Genomic DNA, 20860 nt, shown 5'->3' on the forward strand with positions numbered 1-20860 from the left:
GTTAAAACCCGATGTTAAGTCCCAATGTATATGACCTCCCCGCCGGGACCGAATTTTTGTCCCGTCCGGCGCCCGTGTTTGAATCTCCGTCGGCTGAGATTTCTGGATCGGAACCGGTATATTTTGTATAAAGGATGAAATTCCCCGCAGAGGCATAAAGCCGGATGGAACTGATGCCCGCTTTCGAGTAGAGCCGTTGTGGAAATCGATACCCAAGTGATACATTGCTCAATTTGATATACGAGCCATCTTCTACGTTTGCGGAGTGCATGATGACCGAGCCGCTCGCCTGCTGGTCATTGTAATGTAGTTTGGGAACATCCGTTATTTGACCTTCGTGTGTCCAGCGCCTCATGATTTCGGGCGAATTGTTGAAAAAGCGATTGTCGAGTAGGGTGGCCCGGGTGCCGTTGTACATCTTGTTGCCGCCGGAATAAACGATGTTGACCAACAAGTCGACATTGCCATAGGTGAGTGTGTTGTTGAATCCCCCGAAATAAGTGGGCATGGAATTTCCAAGGACAACACCGTCGCCATAGAGGTCGATTGCGGGAGCCGGGGAACCGTCGAGGTAGGTATACTCGGATCCCACCGGATTGTATTGGACTTCTTCACCATTTCGGTTGATGTACTTCCGTAGTCCGTTGGCTGGATTTACGCCGGTGGTCCTGACGACATAGATGGCACCGACTTGATAACCCACTCGCGTGATATTCGACGTTTCGATGCCTGATGACCAGATGTCTTGGTTTTCATTGGCCAGCGAGGTTACGCGGTTCTTTAGTGTGCTGATATTGAAGTTGGCGTTCCATGTAAATCTTCCATTGTTTACCACGTGTGCATCGATGTTGAATTCGAGTCCGCGGTTATACATCAAACCGACGTTGGTGGTGATGGAGTTGTCCGGAATTCCCTTGGAGGGAGCCTGTTGTGCATCCAGAATCATGCCGTCGATGTTGTTGTGGTAATAGTCGGCATCCAACGTGATGCGATCGTTGAGAAAGCCGATGTTGAAACCGATGTCCATTTTTTTGCTGGTTTCCCACTGGAGTTCTGGGTTGCCCGATTGCGAGGGTGCAAGTGAGGGCAAACCGTTGTACACGCCTGAGCTGTACAGTGAGAGCGATGGATAGTTGCCGATATTTACATTGCCAACCTGCCCATAACTGGCCCTTATCTTAAACGACGATATGGTTCTCGATAAGGCCGATTGTTTGAAGAACGCTTCCTCAGACAGGTTCCAACCCACCGATGCGCCACCGAAATCACCGTATTTGAGCCCTGCCGCCAATCCCGAAAATCCGTCTTTCCGGAAGCTGCCGCTCAGCAAATATTTCTTTTTGTAGTCGTAGTTGACGCTGGTGAAATAGGAGCGAAAGCCATTTTCGCCCAAGCTGCCACTGGAACCGCTTGTTTCGGCATAACTTCCCTCAAAGATTTCAAAAAAGCGATCGTTCAGGTTTCTCCTCGTAACCCCCCAATTGTTGGTGTTCGTATGGATTTCCTCGTATCCAGCCAATATATTTAGCCCATGGTGTTCGCCTATCGTACTTACGTAGTTTAATGTGGTGGTAAATGCGGTTCGCCGGTTTTTGTTAAAGGCGTTGTTTGCCTGCCCATTCCCCGCAAATCCACCTGCTTGATAGGGATTGTTGAACGAACGGTTTTCAGAAGTCAGGTCATTCAGGCTGTAGTTGATCTTAAATTTCAGTTCCCTGACGAATTCATATTCCAAAAACGCTGTTCCGAGAAGGGAGCGACTCTCGGAAGTGAATTGGTCATGTTCTAGTTGAGGCAACGGATTGTAATAACCCGTCAGTAGGGTGTTGGCACCGTAGCCGATCCCGGCACCCTCGATATTGTAGGAACCATCTTCGTTAAACGGCGATAGATTGGGAGGGAGCACCATCGCTTCGCGTGCGAGGTTGTTCAATCCAAACGCTGAGCCCACCCCATGTGTGAGGTTGTCATTGACTGAGTTGGACCAATTTAGGTTTGTACCGATGGTCATGTTTTTGGTTAGTTTATGGTCTAGGTTCAAACGTGCATTTTTACGTTCAAACGTGTTCTTTACCATGAAACCTTCTTGATCGGTATAGCCGAGAGAAACGAAATAAGAGGTAGACTCGCTTGCCCCCGAGATATTCAAGCTATGGTTGTGCGAGGTGCCGGTCTGATAGACATAGTCATACCAGTCGGTGCGGACAGTGGTGCCGTCAGACCAGGTTTGCAAGAAGTAAGCGGGATCGGATCCAATATTGGCAAGGGCTTCGTTTTTGATCATGATATAGTCCTCTGCTCCCAACACTTTCATCAGTTTCGGCGGTGTAGTTCGTCCGACCCATCCGTCATAGTTGACTCTGGCCTGTCCCTGTTTCCCTTTCTTGGTGGTGATTACGACGACACCATTGGCGGCGCGGGATCCGTAGATGGCCGTTGCAGAAGCGTCTTTTAACACTTCCATCGACTCGATGTCATTTGGGTCAAGCGTAGATAACGGATTGTTCTCTGCTGTATTTCCAACATCACCGGTAAAAGAGGTGATGCCGTCGATGATGATCAAGGGGTAGGAGCTAAGCTGGATAGAGTTGGTGCCGCGTATGCGGAATACGGGAGCGGCGTTTAACGAACCACCGCTGGATGTGATCTTGACACCGGCGGCCTGTCCGGCCAGCGCCTGATCGAAACTCGATACGGGCCGTGTTGCAATTGCGGCACCACTAATATGGGAAGAAGATCCAGTAAACTCGGCTCTGTTTTGCGTGGTGTAACCGGATACCACAACCTCCTCCAGTGAAGTGGCATCTGCTTCCAAGGCGATACTCATGTCAGCATTTGCCTTTATTCGCTGGGTTTTGTATCCGATATACGAGATGATCAAGATGGCGTTATCGGCGGTCCGGATTGTAAATCTTCCCGCTTCATCGGTCGTAACTCCTGTGGTTTTCCCTTCGACTTTTATCGAAACGCCTGCCAGGGGTTCCTTTGAGACGCCATCAACTACAACGCCTTGTATCGTAATATCTGCCATCAGTTTCAGGTTGCTGTTCCCCCTGATTGGTGTAGTTGGAGCAGCCTGCAATGTCTGAATGGTGCATATACACGGTACCATGCAGCAAATCAAGACGGAGGGCAAGGCTTTTAGCACAATTGGTAGCAAATCGCTTAGTTTTTTCATGCTTTCTTGTGAATGTTTGATGAGTCATTTAATGGGTTAATTGAACAAAAGGAGACAACCGCCCACTTGCTAATTTGCGTTGTTAACTAATCAAACATCTACAATCATCCGAGATGGGACACGTGATTTCCCATTTTTTTGACGCAATTGTAAATACTTTTGTATACCTTTGGCCATTTGATTGATACCGTAACGGTTTGATCAAAGCAAAAGGAGATATCAGTCTCGCAAATTCGTGTTTCGGACTGGTCTCATTAATTAAGCCGGCAAAGGATGCACCCTTTGTCGGTTTTTTTGTGATGTTTGTTGTGGATTCCTAGTTCATCGGCAATATTTTAGTTTGAGTTAAATTTATTTGTTGTTTGTGCTTCTATTTTCATTTTAAATATTGTCTATTGATCAATAAATGTATGCGAATTCAATATTAATGATAAAGTTAGTTGATTTCTATAAAAAATTAATACTTTAATAGAAAACATAAACAAAAAAATAAAACTTTTTTTAAATTAATGTTATGTATTGTGTTTTTGTTACAAAAAAACTCATTTTATTGAAAAATATATAAAATAAAATGTAAATTACATATATATCTAATCTATAAAATGGGTTTTTTTGTGTTTTTTGAATAAACTATTTTGCTTTTTCTTGTTGCTTTTTGCCATTCTAATTTTTTCACTTTCAAAATAGTGGTATTCAAATTTAAATTCGCTTAATTTCAATCGATCTGAGCGGCTTCGTCCAGGTGCTTGAAGTGGAGTGATTTGTTTGGGGCCTGATGCGGCAATTATCGCGAAAGAATGTTAATTTTGGCTCATGACACTAACTACCGATCGTCTTTCAACTACCGAGCAATTCATCGAAAAGGAATTACAGTACAGCGCGCATAATTACCACCCGTTGCCGGTGGTATTGGAAAGGGGAGAAGGCGTATTCCTATGGGATGTCGATGGCAAGCGTTATTATGATTTCCTATCGGGCTATTCGGCGGTCAACCAGGGTCATTGCCATCCAAAGATCATCGGCGCATTGGTGGAGCAGGCGCAAAAGCTTACACTTACCTCAAGGGCTTTCCACAGCGATTTGCTGGGCGAGTATGCCGAATACATCACGAAGTACTTCGGTTACGATAAGGTATTGCCCATGAACAGTGGGGTAGAGGCCGTGGAAACTGCCCTGAAGCTCGCCCGCCGTTGGGGTTACGATAAAAAGGGTATCGCGACCAACCAAGCGAAGATCATCACGGTAGCAGGCAATTTCCATGGGCGCACGCTCAATGTAGTCTCCTTCAGCACCGACCCGTCGTCGCGTGACGGCTTCGGACCGTTCATGCCGGGTTATGAAGTGATCCCTTATAATGATCTGGAGGCTTTAGCCAAGACGTTGCGCGATCCGCAGGTTGCCGGTTTTCTGGTCGAGCCCATCCAAGGGGAGGCCGGCGTGTATGTTCCGGATGAAGGGTACCTGGCAGCCGCGTACGACCTCTGCAAACAGGCTAACGTATTATTCATCGGTGATGAAATCCAAACGGGATTGGCGCGTACCGGCAAGATGCTCGCGTGTGATCACGAAAATGTGCGTCCCGATATCCTGGTTCTGGGCAAGGCCCTGAGTGGCGGCACATTGCCCATCTCAGCCGTGTTGGCCGACGATGAGGTGATGCTGTGCATCAAACCCGGAGAACATGGTTCGACCTATGGCGGCAATCCATTGGCCTGCAAGGTGGCCATCGCCTCGCTGGAGGTCATTCGCGAAGAACGGTTGGCAGAAAGGTCCGCCGAGCTGGGCGACTACTTCCGCAAACGAATTGGCGAACTGCATCATCCCAACATCAAGCAGATCCGCGGAAAAGGACTGCTCAATGCCATCGTCATTGAACACGACAATCCCGATGCGGCGTGGGACCTGTGCCTTGCATTGAAAGACAACGGCCTGCTGGCCAAACCTACCCATGGCGACAAAATCCGCTTTGCGCCGCCGTTGGTCATTACCGAGGAACAGCTGGACGAGTGTATTCACCTCATCGAGAAAAGCCTAAATATACTGGAATAACCCCGTGTGGGCATGTCGTCGACTTCTTTTCGATACCTGCCCGCACCTCGTTTGAGATTGCTCCGAGACTCCTTCGGTATGCACGCACCGTGCAGGCACGGTAAGTCCACGTTGAGTCCACGTTTTACCCGAAAAAACGTGCTTTCATCCAGGTCGCACGCCGACGGTACCCCGCTGGTATGGCGGAGCAGTCTCGGAGGGGTCTCGGAGCAGTGGTACAGCAATCCCGATCCATTGCCATTTTCATAATTGCCCTTCGACAGCCCATTTCCAGATTGATAGGGAGCATCGAAGGCTGTTTTTTAATTTTCTAAAAATAAACAAATATTTGATATTCAGTGTTTTGTATTACTATCTTGGTCCTATGTTTCACTAAAAATTGTTACTTATGGGAAAGATAGAAGACGGATACATCCGGGGATTGGTAGGGTCTGTGATCAGCCGGAGGGTCGGCAACTTGAATGTCGTACAGGGCCGCGCTCAATTCAGGGTAAAACGAACCGAAGCCACCAAGGCCGCCGGTGTGGATTTTGGTACGGCCAGCAGCTGCGCCCGCATGATCAGACGTGCTTTTTGGACATTGATTCTGGAGTATCACGATGGCGGGATGATCAACCGGCTTAACGCGCAGGTGCTGCGTGCCATGCGCGCCAATCGCAGTCAACAGCCGGGTTCCATGCAGCTTGCCGCCGGCAGATTGCATCGGCTGGCCGATTTCCAGTTCAACGACAAATCTCATCTGCAAGACTACCTGTTTGTCGATATACAGGTTGACCATAGCACACCTGGGTCGCTCGACATCGTGATACCGGCGTTCCACAGCGAACGGGATCTGCTATGGTCGGGCGATGTAACCCATTGTACCATCCAGCTCAGGGTTTTTGCGTTTGATTTTGAAAAGGAGGAATACCAATGCATGCGCAAAGATCAATTGTTGATCTCCCTGCGTGAACGGGAAAAAGAGGTGCCGCAACAGCATTGGCATCTCGATCTGGATAAACCGCCGGGGACAGTGATTCTTGTGGGGCTATCGCTGGAGTTTATGCGTTGGATGGGACACCGGCACCACTTATTCAATGACAAAAACTTCCATCCTGCAGCCCTTGTAGGTGCATTTGTGGTATAACGAATCCGACCGTAAATTGCAAGTCGGCCTAACTATGCTTAACTTCGTCCGCAAATACATCAGCATGCAGGATCAGCAGTGGCGCGGCGGCCATGAAAAACGCGAAACAAATCAACATATATACGGTATCCGGGCGGTCATCGAGGCCATTGACAGCGGCAAGGAAATCGAGTCCCTTTTCGTCCAGCGCGGATTGGGCGGTGGACTGTTCCTCGAACTGAAGCAACTGCTAAAGCAGCATAACATCAGCTACCAGCAGGTGCCGGTGGAAAAGCTCAACCGCATGACGCGCAAAAACCACCAGGGGGTCATCGCTGTCATCTCACCGATTACGTATCAACGGGTGGAGGATATTGTGCCGGTGATCTACGAAAAGGGAGAAGTGCCCTTGCTGCTCATCTTGGATGGTATTACCGATGTACGTAACCTTGGTGCCATTGCCCGTACGGCCGAGTGTGCGGGGGTGCATGCGCTCATCGTGCCCAGGAAAGGTTCAGCCGAAATCAATCCTGATGCCATCAAGACGTCCGCCGGGGCGCTATACAAAATCAACGTCTGCCGGGAAGATAATCTGGCTAAAACCGCGCGGCTGTTACAGGAATCAGGCATTCAGCTAGTGGCCTGTACGGAGAAGACAGACAATGACTTATATCAGCTTGACTACACGGTTCCGACCGCATTGGTGCTGGGTTCGGAAGAGTTCGGCATCTCCGATGAGCTCCTGCGCATCGCCGACCACCTTGCTAAAATCCCGATGGCAGGTTCCATTGCTTCCCTCAACGTATCGGTATCTGCCGGAGTGTCTTTGTATGAAGCGGTCAGGCAGCGGCAAGGGATCTGAAATGGAAAAAGCCTACCGTTTGCATGACTGTCTGATGGTTGTTGGTATCGAAGAGGGGCATATCAGGATTGCAAATGATGCAGCGTTCAAACGGATGGTCACCCTTCAGCCCGTACGCGCGGTGACCCAATTGGTCAATCTGATCAAGGCGGATTACCAGCGTCATTATGGGAAACCGATCGTCATTACCGATGACTCATTTGCCGTGGAGATATGGGCACACCTCTATTTTGAATACTTTTTGCTGAAATACCACCGCCTATTCCGATTCGTTTTTCGTTTCGGCTTGTATCGTCGCTTCCTGAGATCATGTGAAGTGATCGACTGCGGGGAGCGTGGCATCGATCCCAATCGGCGCATGTGGGATATACTTGCTCCTTTCCGTGGTCGGATTGCCAAGTGGTTGCCCAAGAATCCTTCGTTGCAGCAAAAATAGATGGCGTAATATAATGCCATTTTTCATGCCCGGTATAGGGTAAAAACGACAAAACGGCGGGTTGATTGCGACAATCGTTTGTCCTACCTTTGTAAGATGAAGAAAGTAAGCATACTCGTTCCCGAGACGGCGGTGCCAGCAGCCGTCGTCGATCCCCGTTACATGTTCACGGCGGTCAATGATTTTTTTAAGACCGCAGGGCACCGGCCTTTTTTTGAGGTGCAGACCGTGGGACTGACCAAAGAAGTGAAGCTGAACGATGGCTTGGTATCCATTCACACGGATGTCCTGCTTGCGGATGTTGAACGGACGGATCTGGTGATCATTCCTCCCGTCAGCGGAGATATCGGCGAAGCGATCGATCGCAACGGGGCATTTTATCCTTGGATCGTGAAGCAATACCAGCAAGGGGCCGAGGTGGCCAGCTTATGCATCGGGGCGTTCCTGCTGGCTTCCACGGGGTTGCTTGACGGAAAATCATGCTCGACACATTGGCTGTTTGCCAACGAGTTCCGAGCCCGGTTTCCGGCCGTGCAGTTGGCCGACGATCGGGTGATTACCCATCAGAAAGGGCTGTATTCCAGCGGGGGAGCAAGCACGTACTGGAATCTCCTTTTATACTTGGTCGAGAAATATACGAGCCGCGAAATGGCCATCATTGCGTCGAAATACTTTTTGCTCGACATCGAAAAAAATAGTCAGCTGCCGTTCAGTGTATTTAAGGGACAGAAAGACCACGGCGACAGTCTGATCCTGGCCATTCAGGAGCATATTGAGCAGAACTATGCTAACCGGCTTACGGTGGATGGGCTGGCGGACAAATTCGGTATCGGCCGCCGGACCTTTGAGCGCAGATTTAAGAAGGTCACCGCCAATACCGTGATCGAATACATCCAACGGGTCAAGATCGAGGCCGCGAAAAAGCAATTGGAAACCGGCCGGAAGACGGTGGCCGAGGTGATGTACGAGGTCGGCTATACCGACCCGAAAGCGTTTCGTGACGTGTTTAAGCGGATCGCGGGCTTATCACCGGTGGATTACGCCAACCGGTATAATTAATCGAGGTATTTAGGCGGTACGCCTATGCCGTTGGAATCGCCCGTCCAGACGATGTTGGCGATCCACCACCTGTCATTGAAATGAATCAATTGAAGGCTGTTGATGCCCTTTTCATCATGTTTGCCATTGTCCTTAGCATGATAGCTTTGGAATACGTGGGCAATGCCATTATATTCATCTACCGTCTTGCCGAGCTCCGCCTCCCGGAAACCACGGTCGCTCGGTTGGGCGCTGATGACCTGGATGAATTCGTCAACGGTCAGCGTTCGATAGGGTGTGGCCGGATTGTGGGTTAGCACGGTTAGCCGGGCCGTAGGCAAGAACAGATTCCGGAAGGCATCGATGTCGCGCGCCTTTCCTTCTTCGCCGGAGATGATGTGCAACACGGCTTTCACAATGCCGTCAATCGAATGGACAGCTGTGGTGTCAGTCGCCATTTTTTCTTGGGCGTTCACGTTCGTGGCAAACAAGAGGAGCAGCCCGATGATGATTTTATTCATAGTGCGATCGATTAGTTCTGATTAATTCATTGCTAAGCCACCTCCCGCATATCAACGGCCACTACACGCGACACACCTTGCTCGACCATCGTGACGCCATAGATGATATCGGTACTGGCGATGGTGCGCTTATTGTGCGACACGATAATAAACTGTGACTGGTCCGAAAACTTCCGGATGATGTTATTGAATTTATCGATGTTGGTATCATCCAGTGGCGCGTCAACCTCATCAAAGATACAGAAAGGCGCCGGTTTGAGCAGGTAAAGCGCGAAAAGCAGGGCCGTGGATGTCAAGGTTTTTTCGCCTCCTGAAAGCTGGTTGATGGACAGCGGCCGTTTGCCCTTAGGGCGGGCGATGATGTCGATGTCCGACTCAAGCGGATTGTCAGGGTCGCTCAGAATGAGATCGCACGAATCTTCTTCATTGAATAGCGACCGGAATACGTTGATGAAGTTTTCGCGCACGCTGGTGAATGCCCCCATGAATTTCTCGCGCGCAGTATCGTCGATTTCCTGTATGGTCGCTAACAAGGAATTCTTTGCGTCCAGCAGATCCTGCTTTTCTTTGATGATGAAGGTATATCGTTCATTCATCTCTTGATAAGCCTCCATCGCCATGGGATTGATGCTGCCGAAATCGTCGAGTTGCCTGCGCAGCTTTTCCGTTTTTTGGCGCAGGGTTTCCTCGTCTTCCAGTGGTTCAGGCGGCATAGTCTCGCCGATTTCGGAATGGGCGGATATCATCGCATTGATGTCGATGGAGAACTCCACCGACAGCCGTTCTTTCAAGGCATTGAGGTCGAGCTTTAGATTTGTTTTTTTATCGCGTAGCTCGTCGAATAAAACGTCCATTTGTTCCTTCTGCCTACGCAAGCGCGTAATCTCTTCCTCGGTTTCATTGATTTTCCCCCGCGATACATAGTAATCGTCTTCTACCGCTACCAAGCCTTTTTCATAGGCTTCCTTTTGGGCATACATCGCGATGAGGTCCTCATCCGAGTCGTCTACATGACGCAGTGTCTCGTTAATGCCGGCTTGTACGAGTTCATATTCAGCCGCATTTTTCGATATCCGGCTTTCGTACGTATCGCGGAGGCTTTCGCGGTATTCCAGGTCTTTGCTGATACCCGAGACCTTATTTTGCTGTTGGTGGAAGCGGATGTTCTCCTGGTTGTAGGCCGATGCCTTTTCGGTGAGCGTTTCGGAAAGCTCCTGAAAGGTCGCCTGCATACCCTGTAGTGAATTGCTTTTTTCTTCATTTTCGGCCTTCAGCGCTTCCAGCCGGGGTTCTGCGTCCTGAAGCTCCCGGGCGATACCGCCCATCTTTTGCTCGATGTCGTGCTTGCGGTTTTGGCTGTTGGTGATGAACGCCTGATATTGCTCCTGCTTGGTCCTTACCGATACCAGTTCATGGTCGAGCCTGTTAAGCTGTTGGGCCAGCTCTTCTATCCGCACTTTTTGCGAGCTTCCTTTCAAGGCAGCCGCCTGCTGGGTCGCTTCTTCCAGCTGCGCTTGTTGATGGGCGATGCGCTGTCCGAGCGTTTTGATTTCTTTGGCGAGGTTTTCGAGGTTTTTGGCGCGCCCGATGCGTTTCCCCTCGAAGAGGCCTACCGACCCGCCCGAAAGACCAAGCCGGTTTTTGCTGAATTTGCCGCTGCGGTGGAGAATCACCTTTTCTTCATCGGGTAGGGGATACGCCAATTCCTTTTCGTCGTCCGTTTGCAGCAGGAATACATTGCGGAGCAATATCCGGCACAGGGGGAGGTACTGTTGCTCCACAGTGACGATGTCGAGCGCAGGTATCAGCTGCGCATCGGGAGGAGGTGTCATCGCCGGTATGGCAAGGTCACGGATGGCATCGAGCACGAAGAAATGGGCCCGCCCACGTGCAGCATCGCTCAACAACCGTACGGCTTGTACGGCTTCTTCCTGTCGCTGCACGACATAATGATTCATATATGGCTCCAGGTAGTTTTCGATCGCAATGCGATATTCTTCCTTGCAGAAGAGGATATCCGAAAACAAGGGATGTTGTTTTTTCCAGCCTGCGTTTTTACGGAGAAAACGGATGGACTCCGGGAAGCCCTCCAGATTGTCTACCAGCGACTTGGTCAGGTTATATTCGTTCTGCTTGGCGTCTACTTGCCGGTTATCACGTGTGAGCGCATCCTTGTGTGCCTGAATGGTTGCTTCGGTGTCGGTAAGCAGCTGCTGCAGCTCAGTTTCCGCCTGCACGGCACGCCCGTATTCCTGCTGCAGGGCTTCCGTTTGGCCTTCCAATTGCAATACCAACGTGTTGAATTGGTCAAGTTCGGACGCTTTAGACTCGGCGTCCGTCACGTTGCGTAAGCTTTCCTGTTCGAGCGCATCGTATTGGATGCGCAACACCGCAATTTCCTTTTCGAGTTTGTAGATCTCGTTTTGCAATTCACTGTGCTGCCGCGCGGCATTGTCCAGCTTGTTCTTCGCCGTCTGCTGTTGTCCGCGCAGTTCGTCTACTTCCGCTTGTTGCCCCGTGAGCGCAGCGGTGATGGCGGTGAGTTTCTGCTGTTCAACGAGGTATTCTTCGTTTAGCCGCTTGATGTTATACAGGGCGTGGTTGAGTTGCTGCTTATCTTGGGACAGCTCTTCATTCAGCCGCTTTTCTTGGTCCTGCAGGTTTCGGAGCTGTTCGTTTTTTACCTTTTTTTCACTCTCGTAGGCCCGTATTTTGGATACATATTCATTCGTGGCCTTTTGTTGGGTCGCGAGGTTCTTTTCTTTAGCCAGGCTTTCCTGTTTGAGTTGTTGCAGCAGTGCTTCCAACGTGGCAATTTCGGTATTGATGCGGGTCTGCTCCGTCCGTTGCACCAGTTCCTGTTGATTCAGTCGGGCCAGCGAATCGCTGAAATGCGTAATGCGGTAAGTGGCCAAGGCAACGCTGACCGTTTTATACTCTTCTTTGAGTCGATAATACCGTTCGGCTTTCTTCGCTTGGTTTTCCAGCGTTTTTAGGTTTTTTTCGATTTCGAACAACAGATCCTCGACCCGGTCGAGGTCGGTCTCCGTGTCTTTTAATTTGCTGAGTGTCTGTTTTTTGCGGACCTTATATTTCGATATCCCCGAGGCCTCCTCAAAGAGGTTACGGCGTGAATTGTCCTTGTTGTTGATGATTTCATCGATCATCTTAAGCTCGATGATCGAATACGAGTCGGCTCCGATGCCCGTATCCAGGAATAGGTCAGTGATGTCTTTCAGTCGGCATTTCACATCGTTGAGCCGGTATTCGCTTTCCCCGCTGCGATAGAGTTTGCGCGTGACGGTGACCTGCGAAAATTCGGTGGGGAGGATGTTTTTGGTATTGTCGAATGACAGCGACACCTCGGCGAGGTTAGCGGCCTTGCGGTTTTTGGTGCCGTTGAAGATGATGTTTTCCATCTTTTCAGAGCGCAGCATCCGTGTGCTCTGCTCACCCAGCACCCAACGGATGGCATCCACCACATTGGATTTTCCGCAGCCATTAGGTCCTACAATAGCGGTTACACCTTCGTTGAAATGGATGGTGATCTTGTCGCCAAAACTTTTGAATCCTTTTATTTCAAGCTTGGTCAGTTGCATCTATGCCAATGGTCTACTTCTTTCCGTGGCGAATTTAAGAAATTGGATTGATTAAGTATAGGTATAGGCTATCTTTGTCCCAAACATCAAGATCATTATGGGATATAGCAGCCTCGCCGAATGTGTACACGATTTGGAACGCCACGGTCACCTCATCCGCATCAAACAAGAGGTGGATCCGTACCTGGAGATGGCTGCTATCCATATGCGCGTCTATGATGCGCAGGGACCCGCGTTGCTATTCGAGCACATCAAAGGAAGTCCGTTTCCGGCGGTATCCAACCTGTTTGGCACGTTGGCACGTTCACGATTCATGTTCAGGGACACCCTCGAAAAAATCAAGGTGCTCGTAGCCGTCAAAGCGGATCCCATGCAGGCACTCCGGAAACCTCTCAGCTATGCTCATGTGGCCACCACGGCCTTGTCTGCGCTTCCATGGCGCAAAGCAAGCGGTGCGCCCATTTTGCACGGGACTACCCGCATCAGCCAATTGCCGCAGATCGTTAATTGGCCGATGGATGGCGGGCCGTTTATCACCATGCCCCAGGTATATACAGAGGATGTAACCAACCCCGGGGTTATGCATGCCAACCTCGGCATGTATCGCATCCAGCTGGCGGGCAACGAGTATGTGCCCGATGCCGAAGCCGGTCTTCACTACCAGCTCCACCGCGGCATCGGCGTGCACCAGACCAAGGCCAATGCATTGGGACAGCCGCTTAAGGTGAGTATTTTTGTGGGCGGGCCGCCGTCTCATCCGTTGGCTGCTGTGATGCCCCTGCCCGAGGGGTTATCGGAATTGACGTTTGCCGGCGCACTGGGCAACAGGCGTTTCCGTTACTTTTACGATGCGGAAGGTTTCTGCATCTCGGCCGATGCGGATTTCGTCATCACGGGAATGGTGTATCCGCAGGAAAACAAGCCAGAAGGACCGTTTGGCGACCATCTTGGTTATTACAGCCTGGCACATCCCTTTCCGCTGATGCATGTGCATCAGGTGTACCACCGCAAAAATCCCATCTGGTCGTTTACCGTCGTCGGACGGCCTCCGCAGGAAGACACCAGTTTCGGTGCCCTGATACACGAAATCACGGGGGCGGCCATCCCGCAGGAAATCAATGGGCTCCATGCGGTACACGCCGTAGATGCCGCGGGAGTACATCCATTACTCTTTGCCATCGGCAGTGAGCGCTATACACCCTATTTGCAGGCCGACCGGCCGCAGGAAATCCTGACGATCGCCAATCAGATATTGGGCAAAAACCAATTGAGTCTTGCCAAATATTTGTTTATCACGGCTTACCAAGATAATCCCCAGCTGGATATTCACGACGTAGGCGCATTCCTGACACATGTTTTTGAGCGGATCGATCCGACGCGCGACCTGCACTTCCACACGCGGACGACCATCGATACCCTCGACTATTCGGGGGACGGATTGAATGCCGGCTCCAAAGCGGTCTTTGCCGCCGCAGGAAACAAAAAGCGCGTGTTGGCGGCTGAACTCCCCGGCGGATTTACCCTGCCTCGCCCATTTGATGCGTGCAAATTGATCCTGCCCGGCATCATCGCGGTAGAGGCGCCATCGTTTACCGATGACGATACAGAAGCCGACCGAATCGCAGCATGGTGCGAAGCGGTTATGGCTGTCGATTTCACCGGAATCATGTTGCTCGTGCTATGTGATGATGCCGCTTTCACATCCGCCAATGTCAACAATTTCGTGTGGGTCGCGTTCACGCGGAGCAATCCCTCGCATGATATTCATGGTGTAAATAGCTTCATCAAACACAAGCATTGGGGATGCCATGGGCCGATCATCATCGATGCGCGCAAGAAACCCCATCATGCACCGGAGCTGATAAAAGATCCCGATGTGGAAAAGCGCGTGGATGCATTGGGGGCGAAAGGTGGACCATTGGATGGGATTATTTGAAGATCCCTGTCGGAGTTAACATCAAGTTAACATTCAAAAAGTTAGCTTTGTGAAAACCGATTATGAAGGCAATGACATACACAAAGTACGGTCCACCTGAGGTGGTCCAACTTCAGGACGTCCCGAAACCGATGCCTAAAGCCCATCAAATCCTGGTAAGAGTGCATGCCACGACCGTGAACCGCACGGACTGCGGATTTCGGAGTGCGAATTATTTTATTGTTCGGTTTTTCAGCGGGTTGTTCCGGCCCAGAAATAAGATCCTAGGCTGCGAATTTGCCGGACAGATTGAGACCGTTGGTAAGGACGTCACCGCCTTTCATCCCGGTGATCGGGTGTTTGGTTTTGACGATTCGGCTTTCGGTGGGCATGCCGAATATAAAGTAATTGCCGAATCGGGCGCATTTACGACCATTCCCGATGGAGTTAGTTATTCGGATGCCGCACCACTGATGGAGGGCAGTCATTATGCGCTGGGCAATATCCGAGCGGCAAAGGTAAAAAATGGAGCAAACGCAATGGTTTATGGGGCGACAGGAGCCATTGGCTCGGCAGCCGTGCAATTGTTGAAGCATTTTGGGGCTTACGTAGTGGCGGTATCCAATACCAAAAACATCGAACTCGTCAAGTCGCTGGGTGCAGACGAAGTCGTCGACTACACGAGCCAGGATTTTACAAAGAGTGACCATCACTTCGATTTCATTTTCGATGCCGTAGGCAAAAGCTCATTCAGGCAGTGTAAACCCTTGCTGAAAAAAAGCGGTATTTATATATCCACAGAATTGGGTTACCTATCCCAGAATCCTTTCTTAGCATTGATCACTCCGCTATTCGGAGGCAAAAAAGTATTGTTTCCGATTCCGACCATCAGCAAGGAAAATGTGATTTTCTTGAAGGAGTTGGCAAGTTCGGGTCGCTTCAAACCAGTGATTGACCGGCAATACCCGTTCGAACAGCTGATTGATGCGTATCGTTACGTTGAAACAGGTCAAAAGACAGGCAATGTAGTGATCACGATGGTGTGATTTTCACGAACTTTGGGATACATGCACAGTACCAGTTATTACATCGTCAATGGTATCACGTTTTACCGGCTGATCGCTGCTCCCGTCCTGTTACTGCTTATCTTCACCGGGCAGCGGGATATCTTCAAATGGTTGCTTGCGTTCAGTTTCTTTACCGACGCCATCGACGGTTATCTTGCGCGCAAGTATAAGGCGGTAAGCGTGATGGGTGCCCGACTGGATTCCATTGCCGATGATCTGACTGTGCTGGTAGCTATTATCGGGCTGTTTGCCTGGCACTGGTCATTTATTCGGCAGGAGTACCTGTGGATACTGTTGCTGCTCCTGCTTTTTGTGGTACAGTTGGTGTTTGCGCTTATCCGTTACGGAAAGACCACCAGTTTCCACACTTACCTTGCCAAGGCGGCCGCGGTGTTCCAGGGCCTTTTCTTGGTATTCACATTCTTCCTGCCATCGCCACCTCTACTATTGTTTTACGTGGCGATGGTACTAACAGCGCTGGACATCATCGAGGAAACCGTCATGGTCATCCTGTTGCCGACATGGGAGGCGGACGTGAGTGGCCTATACCAGCTCTTGAAGCGTAGATCCGTTTGAGCGGGACGACCACCAATTCCGGGAATCAAGAATTCGCTGTTCGCAAGTTTTCCACAAGGAAAACAAATCAAAACCGGGATTGTAGCCTTAATAACGTTCATTGTTTTATTCATTAAAAAGGAGGTTTGTGATGAATCTGATCAAAAGTAACAGACATCGGTCGCCAATGCGGTCGTCACTATTCGACGATTTTTTCGGAAGGGGATCCCTTGATCCGCTATGGGACAATTTCCGGCAGCCGGGCAATACGATTCCTTCGACCAACATCCGGGAAACCGAAGATAACTATGAAGTGGAAATGGCCGCACCCGGACTTAAAAAAGAAGATTTCAATGTGGAGCTGGACGGCAATACGCTGACCATCTCCTGCGACCGGGAGCACTCGGAAGAAAAAAAGGAGGATGGCTACAGCCGCAGGGAATTCAGCTTCAGCGCGTTCAGCCGTAGCTTCGAGCTTCCCAATAATGTGGTGGATGAGGAAAGGATCAATGCCCACTATGAAGACGGCATCCTGAAGCTCCTCATTCCCAAGCGGGAGGAAGCCAAGGCTAGGACGCCACGGCACATCGACATTACGTAAAACGTAAAAACGGGAAATTCTTTGAAATCGACGTTTTAAGGGGCTTTGGATTTTTCCAAAGCCTTTTTTATTTAATCCGCCTTTTCCGCGCGTTGGTGGCCTTTGCCTTTCCGTTGAACGCCAGGCAAAGCTCCAGCCATTGGGCAAAGTCCTCCCCGTCGGCGAACCCTTCGGGGCTTACATAGCAATACCCGGCCAATCGGCGGCCATTCATCACCATGGGGAGGTAGCCCTTCCTCGTGGAGATTTCGGAAACGTCCTCGGGATCGAAACGGCACATGAGGCCATCCTCACTCACATTCACGCACATTTTTCCGTTCACCAGGAAAGCAAGTCCCCCGAACATTTTCTTTTCCCGGATGTCCAGACCCGGTACGGCGGATAGGTACTCCCTTACCCGTTCGGCCAATAGAACGTTGTATGCCATAATTAGTGTTTTAATCAAAATCGTCTTCAAAGACCGTCTCGCCGCGTGCCCCTTCCAGCCGGACATGATCGATGGAACCGGTCCCGCTGAAGATATAGGTAAGCGCCATGATATCGCCGAAATCTTCATGGAAAGTTTCCCGGAACAGCCCTTCGCCGTTCAACGTTATTTCGGCATGTTTATCTTTCACGCTTAGGCCTATTTCCTGCCATTGGTATACGTCGATACCGAGGGGCGAAAGGTCGTTGTCTCCACCGAAGCGGGTGATTTCTCCGATCTTGTAGCCCGCATTCCGTTCGCAGCCCCGCTGCTGCAGGTTTACCCAGAAGATGTGTTTCTCGGTCACGATCATGACTTGCATAAAGGGGCAGGCGCTGCCGGTCAAACTGTCCACTTTTACACGTGAGACCAAGTTGAAATGGTCCGAAGAAGCATGAAACACTCGGCTATTGGTAACCCTGGTCTCGAACGGACGGGAGAAATCCACATTCTTTTTCTTAAGCAGCTCAATGCTGAGATGAAGGCGTCCATCATCGATAAAATATTCGTTTTTGAAGTTCATTGGTTCCCTGTCCTGATAGTTGTCATACAGACGGGGTTCCCAGCCGTCGCTGAGTATATGTACGGGCTGCATGGCCAGGACGGAATCACCTGCAATCAGGCGTGCCCGGTGATATCCTGCGGCATAGTAAATGCTTGTGTAGGTGTCGCCAGCGGGATCAATCGCGACACGGTGCAACGGATTCCAGGATTGCTGGATAAAAAAGCTATCGGCAGCCACCTGGGATACATCGTAATTGAAGATCACGGTAGCCGGCGTGCCGGAGGTCACGGTTTTTTGAGCAGCGAAGCGAACCGGGCCGCTGACGTTCACGCCTCTTGGGGGCGGGTCCCCTGTCCTGATTGCCAGCACGATCGCAATGATCACTAGCAGGACCAAAACCGGAACAATGCCCACCCAAATGCTCTTTTTAGGCGCGATGCGGTTGACCGGCTGCGGGTTGCGCAGCTTGAAGTCCTGCCAGTCCCGGTAGTCCAGTATTGCAGCCAGGCATTCAAGGTGGCCAGTTGGGGACGTTGCTTGAAATCGTCCTTCCAGAAGCGTTTCAATGTAGACAGGCTCAAAACAATTCCTGTTTTTTCTTCGATGTGCCGCGCCAGCAGCTCAAGGTCCCGCTGGGTATACCCGCTGCCGTTACCGAAGGCAAATTTTTCTTCGATCTGCCTCCTGCATAATGCGATGTAAGATTGTTCTGAAAGGACCACGGACGATATCAGTTGCCTGCTCTTCAAGATTCCATTTGACCGGATTTTGACCCGGTTTTGATGGGAGCGCTGAAGCCGCAGCACCTACTTTTGCTTCAAAAATACCAAAATCATGAAAACAACGTGCATGCTTGTACTTACTTTATTGATGACTGTCAGCTATTCATCGGCGCAGCCACGCGTAGAGACGCCGACAATAAGCAGCGTGAATTTCACGGCATTCAACCGGAAAGCTTCCTACGAGCGTGGCGAAGCCCATTTAGATGCCAACGCCGATAATGGGATACTGTGGCTTAACGGTTCCCTGTTCGGGAACGGCGTCATCGAGCTGGAATTAAAGGGCCGTGACATCCCGGGGCAGAGTTTCGTAGGAGTTGCCTTCCATGGCCGCGATGACAAAACCTTCGACGCTGTCTATTTCCGGCCATTCAACTTCCGGCATCCGGAGCGGAATGGCCACTCCGTGCAATATGTTTCGTTGCCCGGAAATGATTGGTCCCTGCTACGCGAACGATTTCCGAATAGGTACGAAAACCGGATCGATCCCGTGCCCGATCCCGTGGACGCATGGTTTCATGTCCGGATTGTTGTCAATTATCCGGACATAACCGTCTACGTAAACCATGCCTCCCGACCGACGTTGGAGGTCAGGCAGCTCAGCGATCAAAAGGAGGGTGCACTCGGTTTTTGGGTAGGCAACGGTTCGGAAGGATGGTTTAGAAACCTAAAGATTACCCATCAATAAATATGTATATTATCCGACTATTCTTCATAAACCAGCGTGGCGTTATAGCCCAGCGCATGAAGTGCCTCGGCTATTGCCGTTCCTTTTAAATTGATTGCCTTTACCACCAGCAAGTTATAGATGGAATTGAAATCCAGTTGCCATTCCTTGATTTCCGAGAACCTGTCGAGGATGGATTTGATCCGGCCGATCTCCGTTGGGGAATCGATGTCTGTCATAAATTTTAATGTCTCCATACTTTAAAATTTAAGTATCCAATGATGGTTTATAACACCCAGTTGCAAACTCCTGTACGGTTTCAGGATCGCGTCCATTTCTATGGGGTATCAAATATAATGAATTTCCGTTAATGGAAAAACTGGAAAGGGAAGATTTGTACCGAACAGGAAGTTTTATGTAATGAACATCCATAACGGTATTGCAAGGCGCAATCAGATTGTTTTTTGATCAATATTTTCCCACACCATTACCACTTTCCCTTTGGTGCGCATGGCTTCAATATAGCTGATGGCTTCCGGAATTTCTGTATACGAATAGGTTTTTTCGATATGCACCATGATTTTTCCGCGCTGAATCAAAGATGCCAATGTCGCCAGATCTTTTGTGTTGGCCTCAGCCGTAAATTGGACCAAGGGAAACCGTTTGAAAGCCTTTTTCAACAGCAACGACATCATATGCCCCACCGTTGTGAAACCTACCATGACACCGCGCCGTCCCATTCGTTGGTAATCGTGATGGGTTAGGTTGCCGTGGGTATCGACCACCAGATCATATTTCCCCTCATGTTGGTGGATGTTTTGCTTGTCATAGGCAATAATCCGGTCAGCACCCAATGCCGCGACGAAGCTGCTGTTCCTGCTGGAACAGACTGCGGTTACGTCGGCGCCATAGGCCTTTGCGATTTGCACTGCGAAATGACCGACGCCTCCCGAAGAACCGTTGATTAACACCGATTCACCCTCCTTGAGTTGACCATGGGTGATGAGCGCCTGCAAAGCCGTTAATCCGCCAACGGGTACACCTGCCATTGTTAGAAAATCGGTTCCCTCCGGCATGAGGGCGCAAACATTTGCCGGTGCGCACGTATATTCGGCAAAAGCACCTCCTTGAAGCATCTCGCCGAATACCCGGTCCCCGACCTTAAAATACGCTGCATGTTCTCCCGTCTCTTCGACGATTCCGGCGAAATCAGCGCCGAGGATGTTATCCTTTGGCTTGAACAACCCGAAGGAGAACCGTGCAAAAAAAGGTTTCCCCCGGAGGACATGCCAATCGGCCGGGTTGGCCGAATTTGCCATCACCTTAACCAGGATATGATCTTTTTTTAATGGCGGCTTTTCCACTTCCTCGAGTTGAAGGATCTCCGGTCCACCATAGCTTTTTTTTGTAAATGCTTTCATGTAGTTACCTGCTTAAGTCCATATAAAGGTAGCGAGGTTGATCCAGATGCCGTTAACTAATTGTTATCTTTTACAAATAATTAATTTCCAAGCGAT

The 20860-nt window shown here is 50.2% G+C and carries 18 protein-coding genes; 10 read left to right on the plus strand and 8 right to left on the minus strand.

Going from position 1 to position 20860, the window contains the following annotated elements:
• Position 1: 1 nt before the first annotated feature.
• Positions 2 to 3178 (minus strand): SusC/RagA family TonB-linked outer membrane protein, encoded by a 3177-nt coding sequence (locus tag ACMGDE_RS08880; protein ID WP_436832417.1) that lies wholly within the window; start codon positions 3176 to 3178, stop codon positions 2 to 4.
• A gap of 813 nt (positions 3179 to 3991) precedes the next feature.
• Here ACMGDE_RS08880 and rocD point away from each other — a divergent pair.
• The 5 genes from rocD to ACMGDE_RS08905 all read left to right on the plus strand — a co-directional run bounded on the left by rocD (position 3992) and on the right by ACMGDE_RS08905 (position 8689).
• Positions 3992 to 5227, plus strand: a complete 1236-nt coding sequence (gene rocD / locus ACMGDE_RS08885; RefSeq protein WP_436832418.1) for an ornithine--oxo-acid transaminase — start codon at positions 3992 to 3994, stop codon at positions 5225 to 5227.
• A gap of 388 nt (positions 5228 to 5615) precedes the next feature.
• Positions 5616 to 6353 carry a hypothetical protein gene (locus ACMGDE_RS08890; protein ID WP_436832419.1) on the plus strand — a complete coding sequence of 246 codons (738 nt, stop codon included), beginning with the start codon at positions 5616 to 5618 and terminating at the stop codon, positions 6351 to 6353.
• Positions 6354 to 6417: 64 nt separating this feature from the next.
• Positions 6418 to 7194 (plus strand): 23S rRNA (guanosine(2251)-2'-O)-methyltransferase RlmB, encoded by a 777-nt coding sequence (gene rlmB / locus ACMGDE_RS08895; protein ID WP_436832480.1) that lies wholly within the window; start codon positions 6418 to 6420, stop codon positions 7192 to 7194.
• Position 7195: 1 nt separating this feature from the next.
• The gene (locus tag ACMGDE_RS08900; protein WP_436832420.1) at positions 7196 to 7630 is read left to right on the plus strand and encodes a hypothetical protein; all 435 of its coding nucleotides are present in this window, start codon (positions 7196 to 7198) and stop codon (positions 7628 to 7630) included.
• A 96-nt stretch (positions 7631 to 7726) separates the two neighbouring features.
• Complete coding sequence (locus tag ACMGDE_RS08905; protein WP_436832421.1) at positions 7727 to 8689, plus strand: GlxA family transcriptional regulator; 963 nt, start codon at positions 7727 to 7729, stop codon at positions 8687 to 8689.
• Here the strand turns inward: ACMGDE_RS08905 and ACMGDE_RS08910 are convergent.
• A complete protein-coding gene (locus ACMGDE_RS08910) occupies positions 8686 to 9189 on the minus strand; it encodes a hypothetical protein (protein ID WP_436832422.1) in 504 nt (167 codons plus the stop codon). The two genes, ACMGDE_RS08905 and ACMGDE_RS08910, sit on opposite strands and share 4 nt — an antisense overlap.
• A gap of 32 nt (positions 9190 to 9221) precedes the next feature.
• Complete coding sequence (gene smc, locus ACMGDE_RS08915; RefSeq protein WP_436832423.1) at positions 9222 to 12788, minus strand: chromosome segregation protein SMC; 3567 nt, start codon at positions 12786 to 12788, stop codon at positions 9222 to 9224.
• Positions 12789 to 12885: 97 nt separating this feature from the next.
• Between smc and ACMGDE_RS08920 the strand changes: the two genes are divergently transcribed.
• The 4 genes from ACMGDE_RS08920 (at position 12886) to ACMGDE_RS08935 (ending at position 16926) form a co-directional block, all read left to right on the plus strand.
• Positions 12886 to 14724: a UbiD family decarboxylase gene (locus ACMGDE_RS08920; RefSeq protein WP_436832424.1), complete on the plus strand. Its 1839-nt coding sequence runs from the start codon at positions 12886 to 12888 to the stop codon at positions 14722 to 14724.
• A 71-nt stretch (positions 14725 to 14795) separates the two neighbouring features.
• Positions 14796 to 15749, plus strand: coding sequence for an NAD(P)-dependent alcohol dehydrogenase (locus tag ACMGDE_RS08925; RefSeq protein ID WP_436832425.1), 954 nt, complete (start codon positions 14796 to 14798; stop codon positions 15747 to 15749).
• 21 nt (positions 15750 to 15770) lie between these two features.
• The gene (locus tag ACMGDE_RS08930; protein WP_436832426.1) at positions 15771 to 16346 is read left to right on the plus strand and encodes a CDP-alcohol phosphatidyltransferase family protein; all 576 of its coding nucleotides are present in this window, start codon (positions 15771 to 15773) and stop codon (positions 16344 to 16346) included.
• A gap of 130 nt (positions 16347 to 16476) precedes the next feature.
• Complete coding sequence (locus tag ACMGDE_RS08935) at positions 16477 to 16926, plus strand: Hsp20/alpha crystallin family protein (protein ID WP_436832427.1); 450 nt, start codon at positions 16477 to 16479, stop codon at positions 16924 to 16926.
• Between the two features lie 67 nt (positions 16927 to 16993).
• Here the strand turns inward: ACMGDE_RS08935 and ACMGDE_RS08940 are convergent, their stop codons facing one another.
• From ACMGDE_RS08940 to ACMGDE_RS08950, 3 genes are read right to left on the minus strand one after another with little or no spacing between them, the layout of a single operon-like run.
• A complete protein-coding gene (locus ACMGDE_RS08940; RefSeq protein WP_436832428.1) occupies positions 16994 to 17353 on the minus strand; it encodes a TfoX/Sxy family protein in 360 nt (119 codons plus the stop codon).
• Between the two features lie 10 nt (positions 17354 to 17363).
• Positions 17364 to 18266 carry a hypothetical protein gene (locus ACMGDE_RS08945; protein ID WP_436832429.1) on the minus strand — a complete coding sequence of 301 codons (903 nt, stop codon included), beginning with the start codon at positions 18264 to 18266 and terminating at the stop codon, positions 17364 to 17366.
• A 14-nt stretch (positions 18267 to 18280) separates the two neighbouring features.
• Positions 18281 to 18646: a hypothetical protein gene (locus tag ACMGDE_RS08950; protein WP_436832430.1), complete on the minus strand. Its 366-nt coding sequence runs from the start codon at positions 18644 to 18646 to the stop codon at positions 18281 to 18283.
• A 100-nt stretch (positions 18647 to 18746) separates the two neighbouring features.
• On the opposite strand from ACMGDE_RS08950, the gene ACMGDE_RS08955 reads away from it, so the two are divergent.
• The gene (locus ACMGDE_RS08955) at positions 18747 to 19364 is read left to right on the plus strand and encodes a 3-keto-alpha-glucoside-1,2-lyase-like domain-containing protein (protein WP_436832431.1); all 618 of its coding nucleotides are present in this window, start codon (positions 18747 to 18749) and stop codon (positions 19362 to 19364) included.
• A gap of 17 nt (positions 19365 to 19381) precedes the next feature.
• Here ACMGDE_RS08955 and ACMGDE_RS08960 read toward each other — a convergent pair whose 3' ends face one another.
• Positions 19382 to 19600: a hypothetical protein gene (locus ACMGDE_RS08960; protein ID WP_436832432.1), complete on the minus strand. Its 219-nt coding sequence runs from the start codon at positions 19598 to 19600 to the stop codon at positions 19382 to 19384.
• Between the two features lie 195 nt (positions 19601 to 19795).
• A complete protein-coding gene (locus ACMGDE_RS08965) occupies positions 19796 to 20764 on the minus strand; it encodes an NAD(P)-dependent alcohol dehydrogenase (RefSeq protein ID WP_436832433.1) in 969 nt (322 codons plus the stop codon).
• Positions 20765 to 20860: the final 96 nt, after the last annotated feature.

The sequence above is a fragment of the Parapedobacter brassicae genome (genome assembly GCF_051400755.1).
Lineage (GTDB): Bacteria > Bacteroidota > Bacteroidia > Sphingobacteriales > Sphingobacteriaceae > Parapedobacter.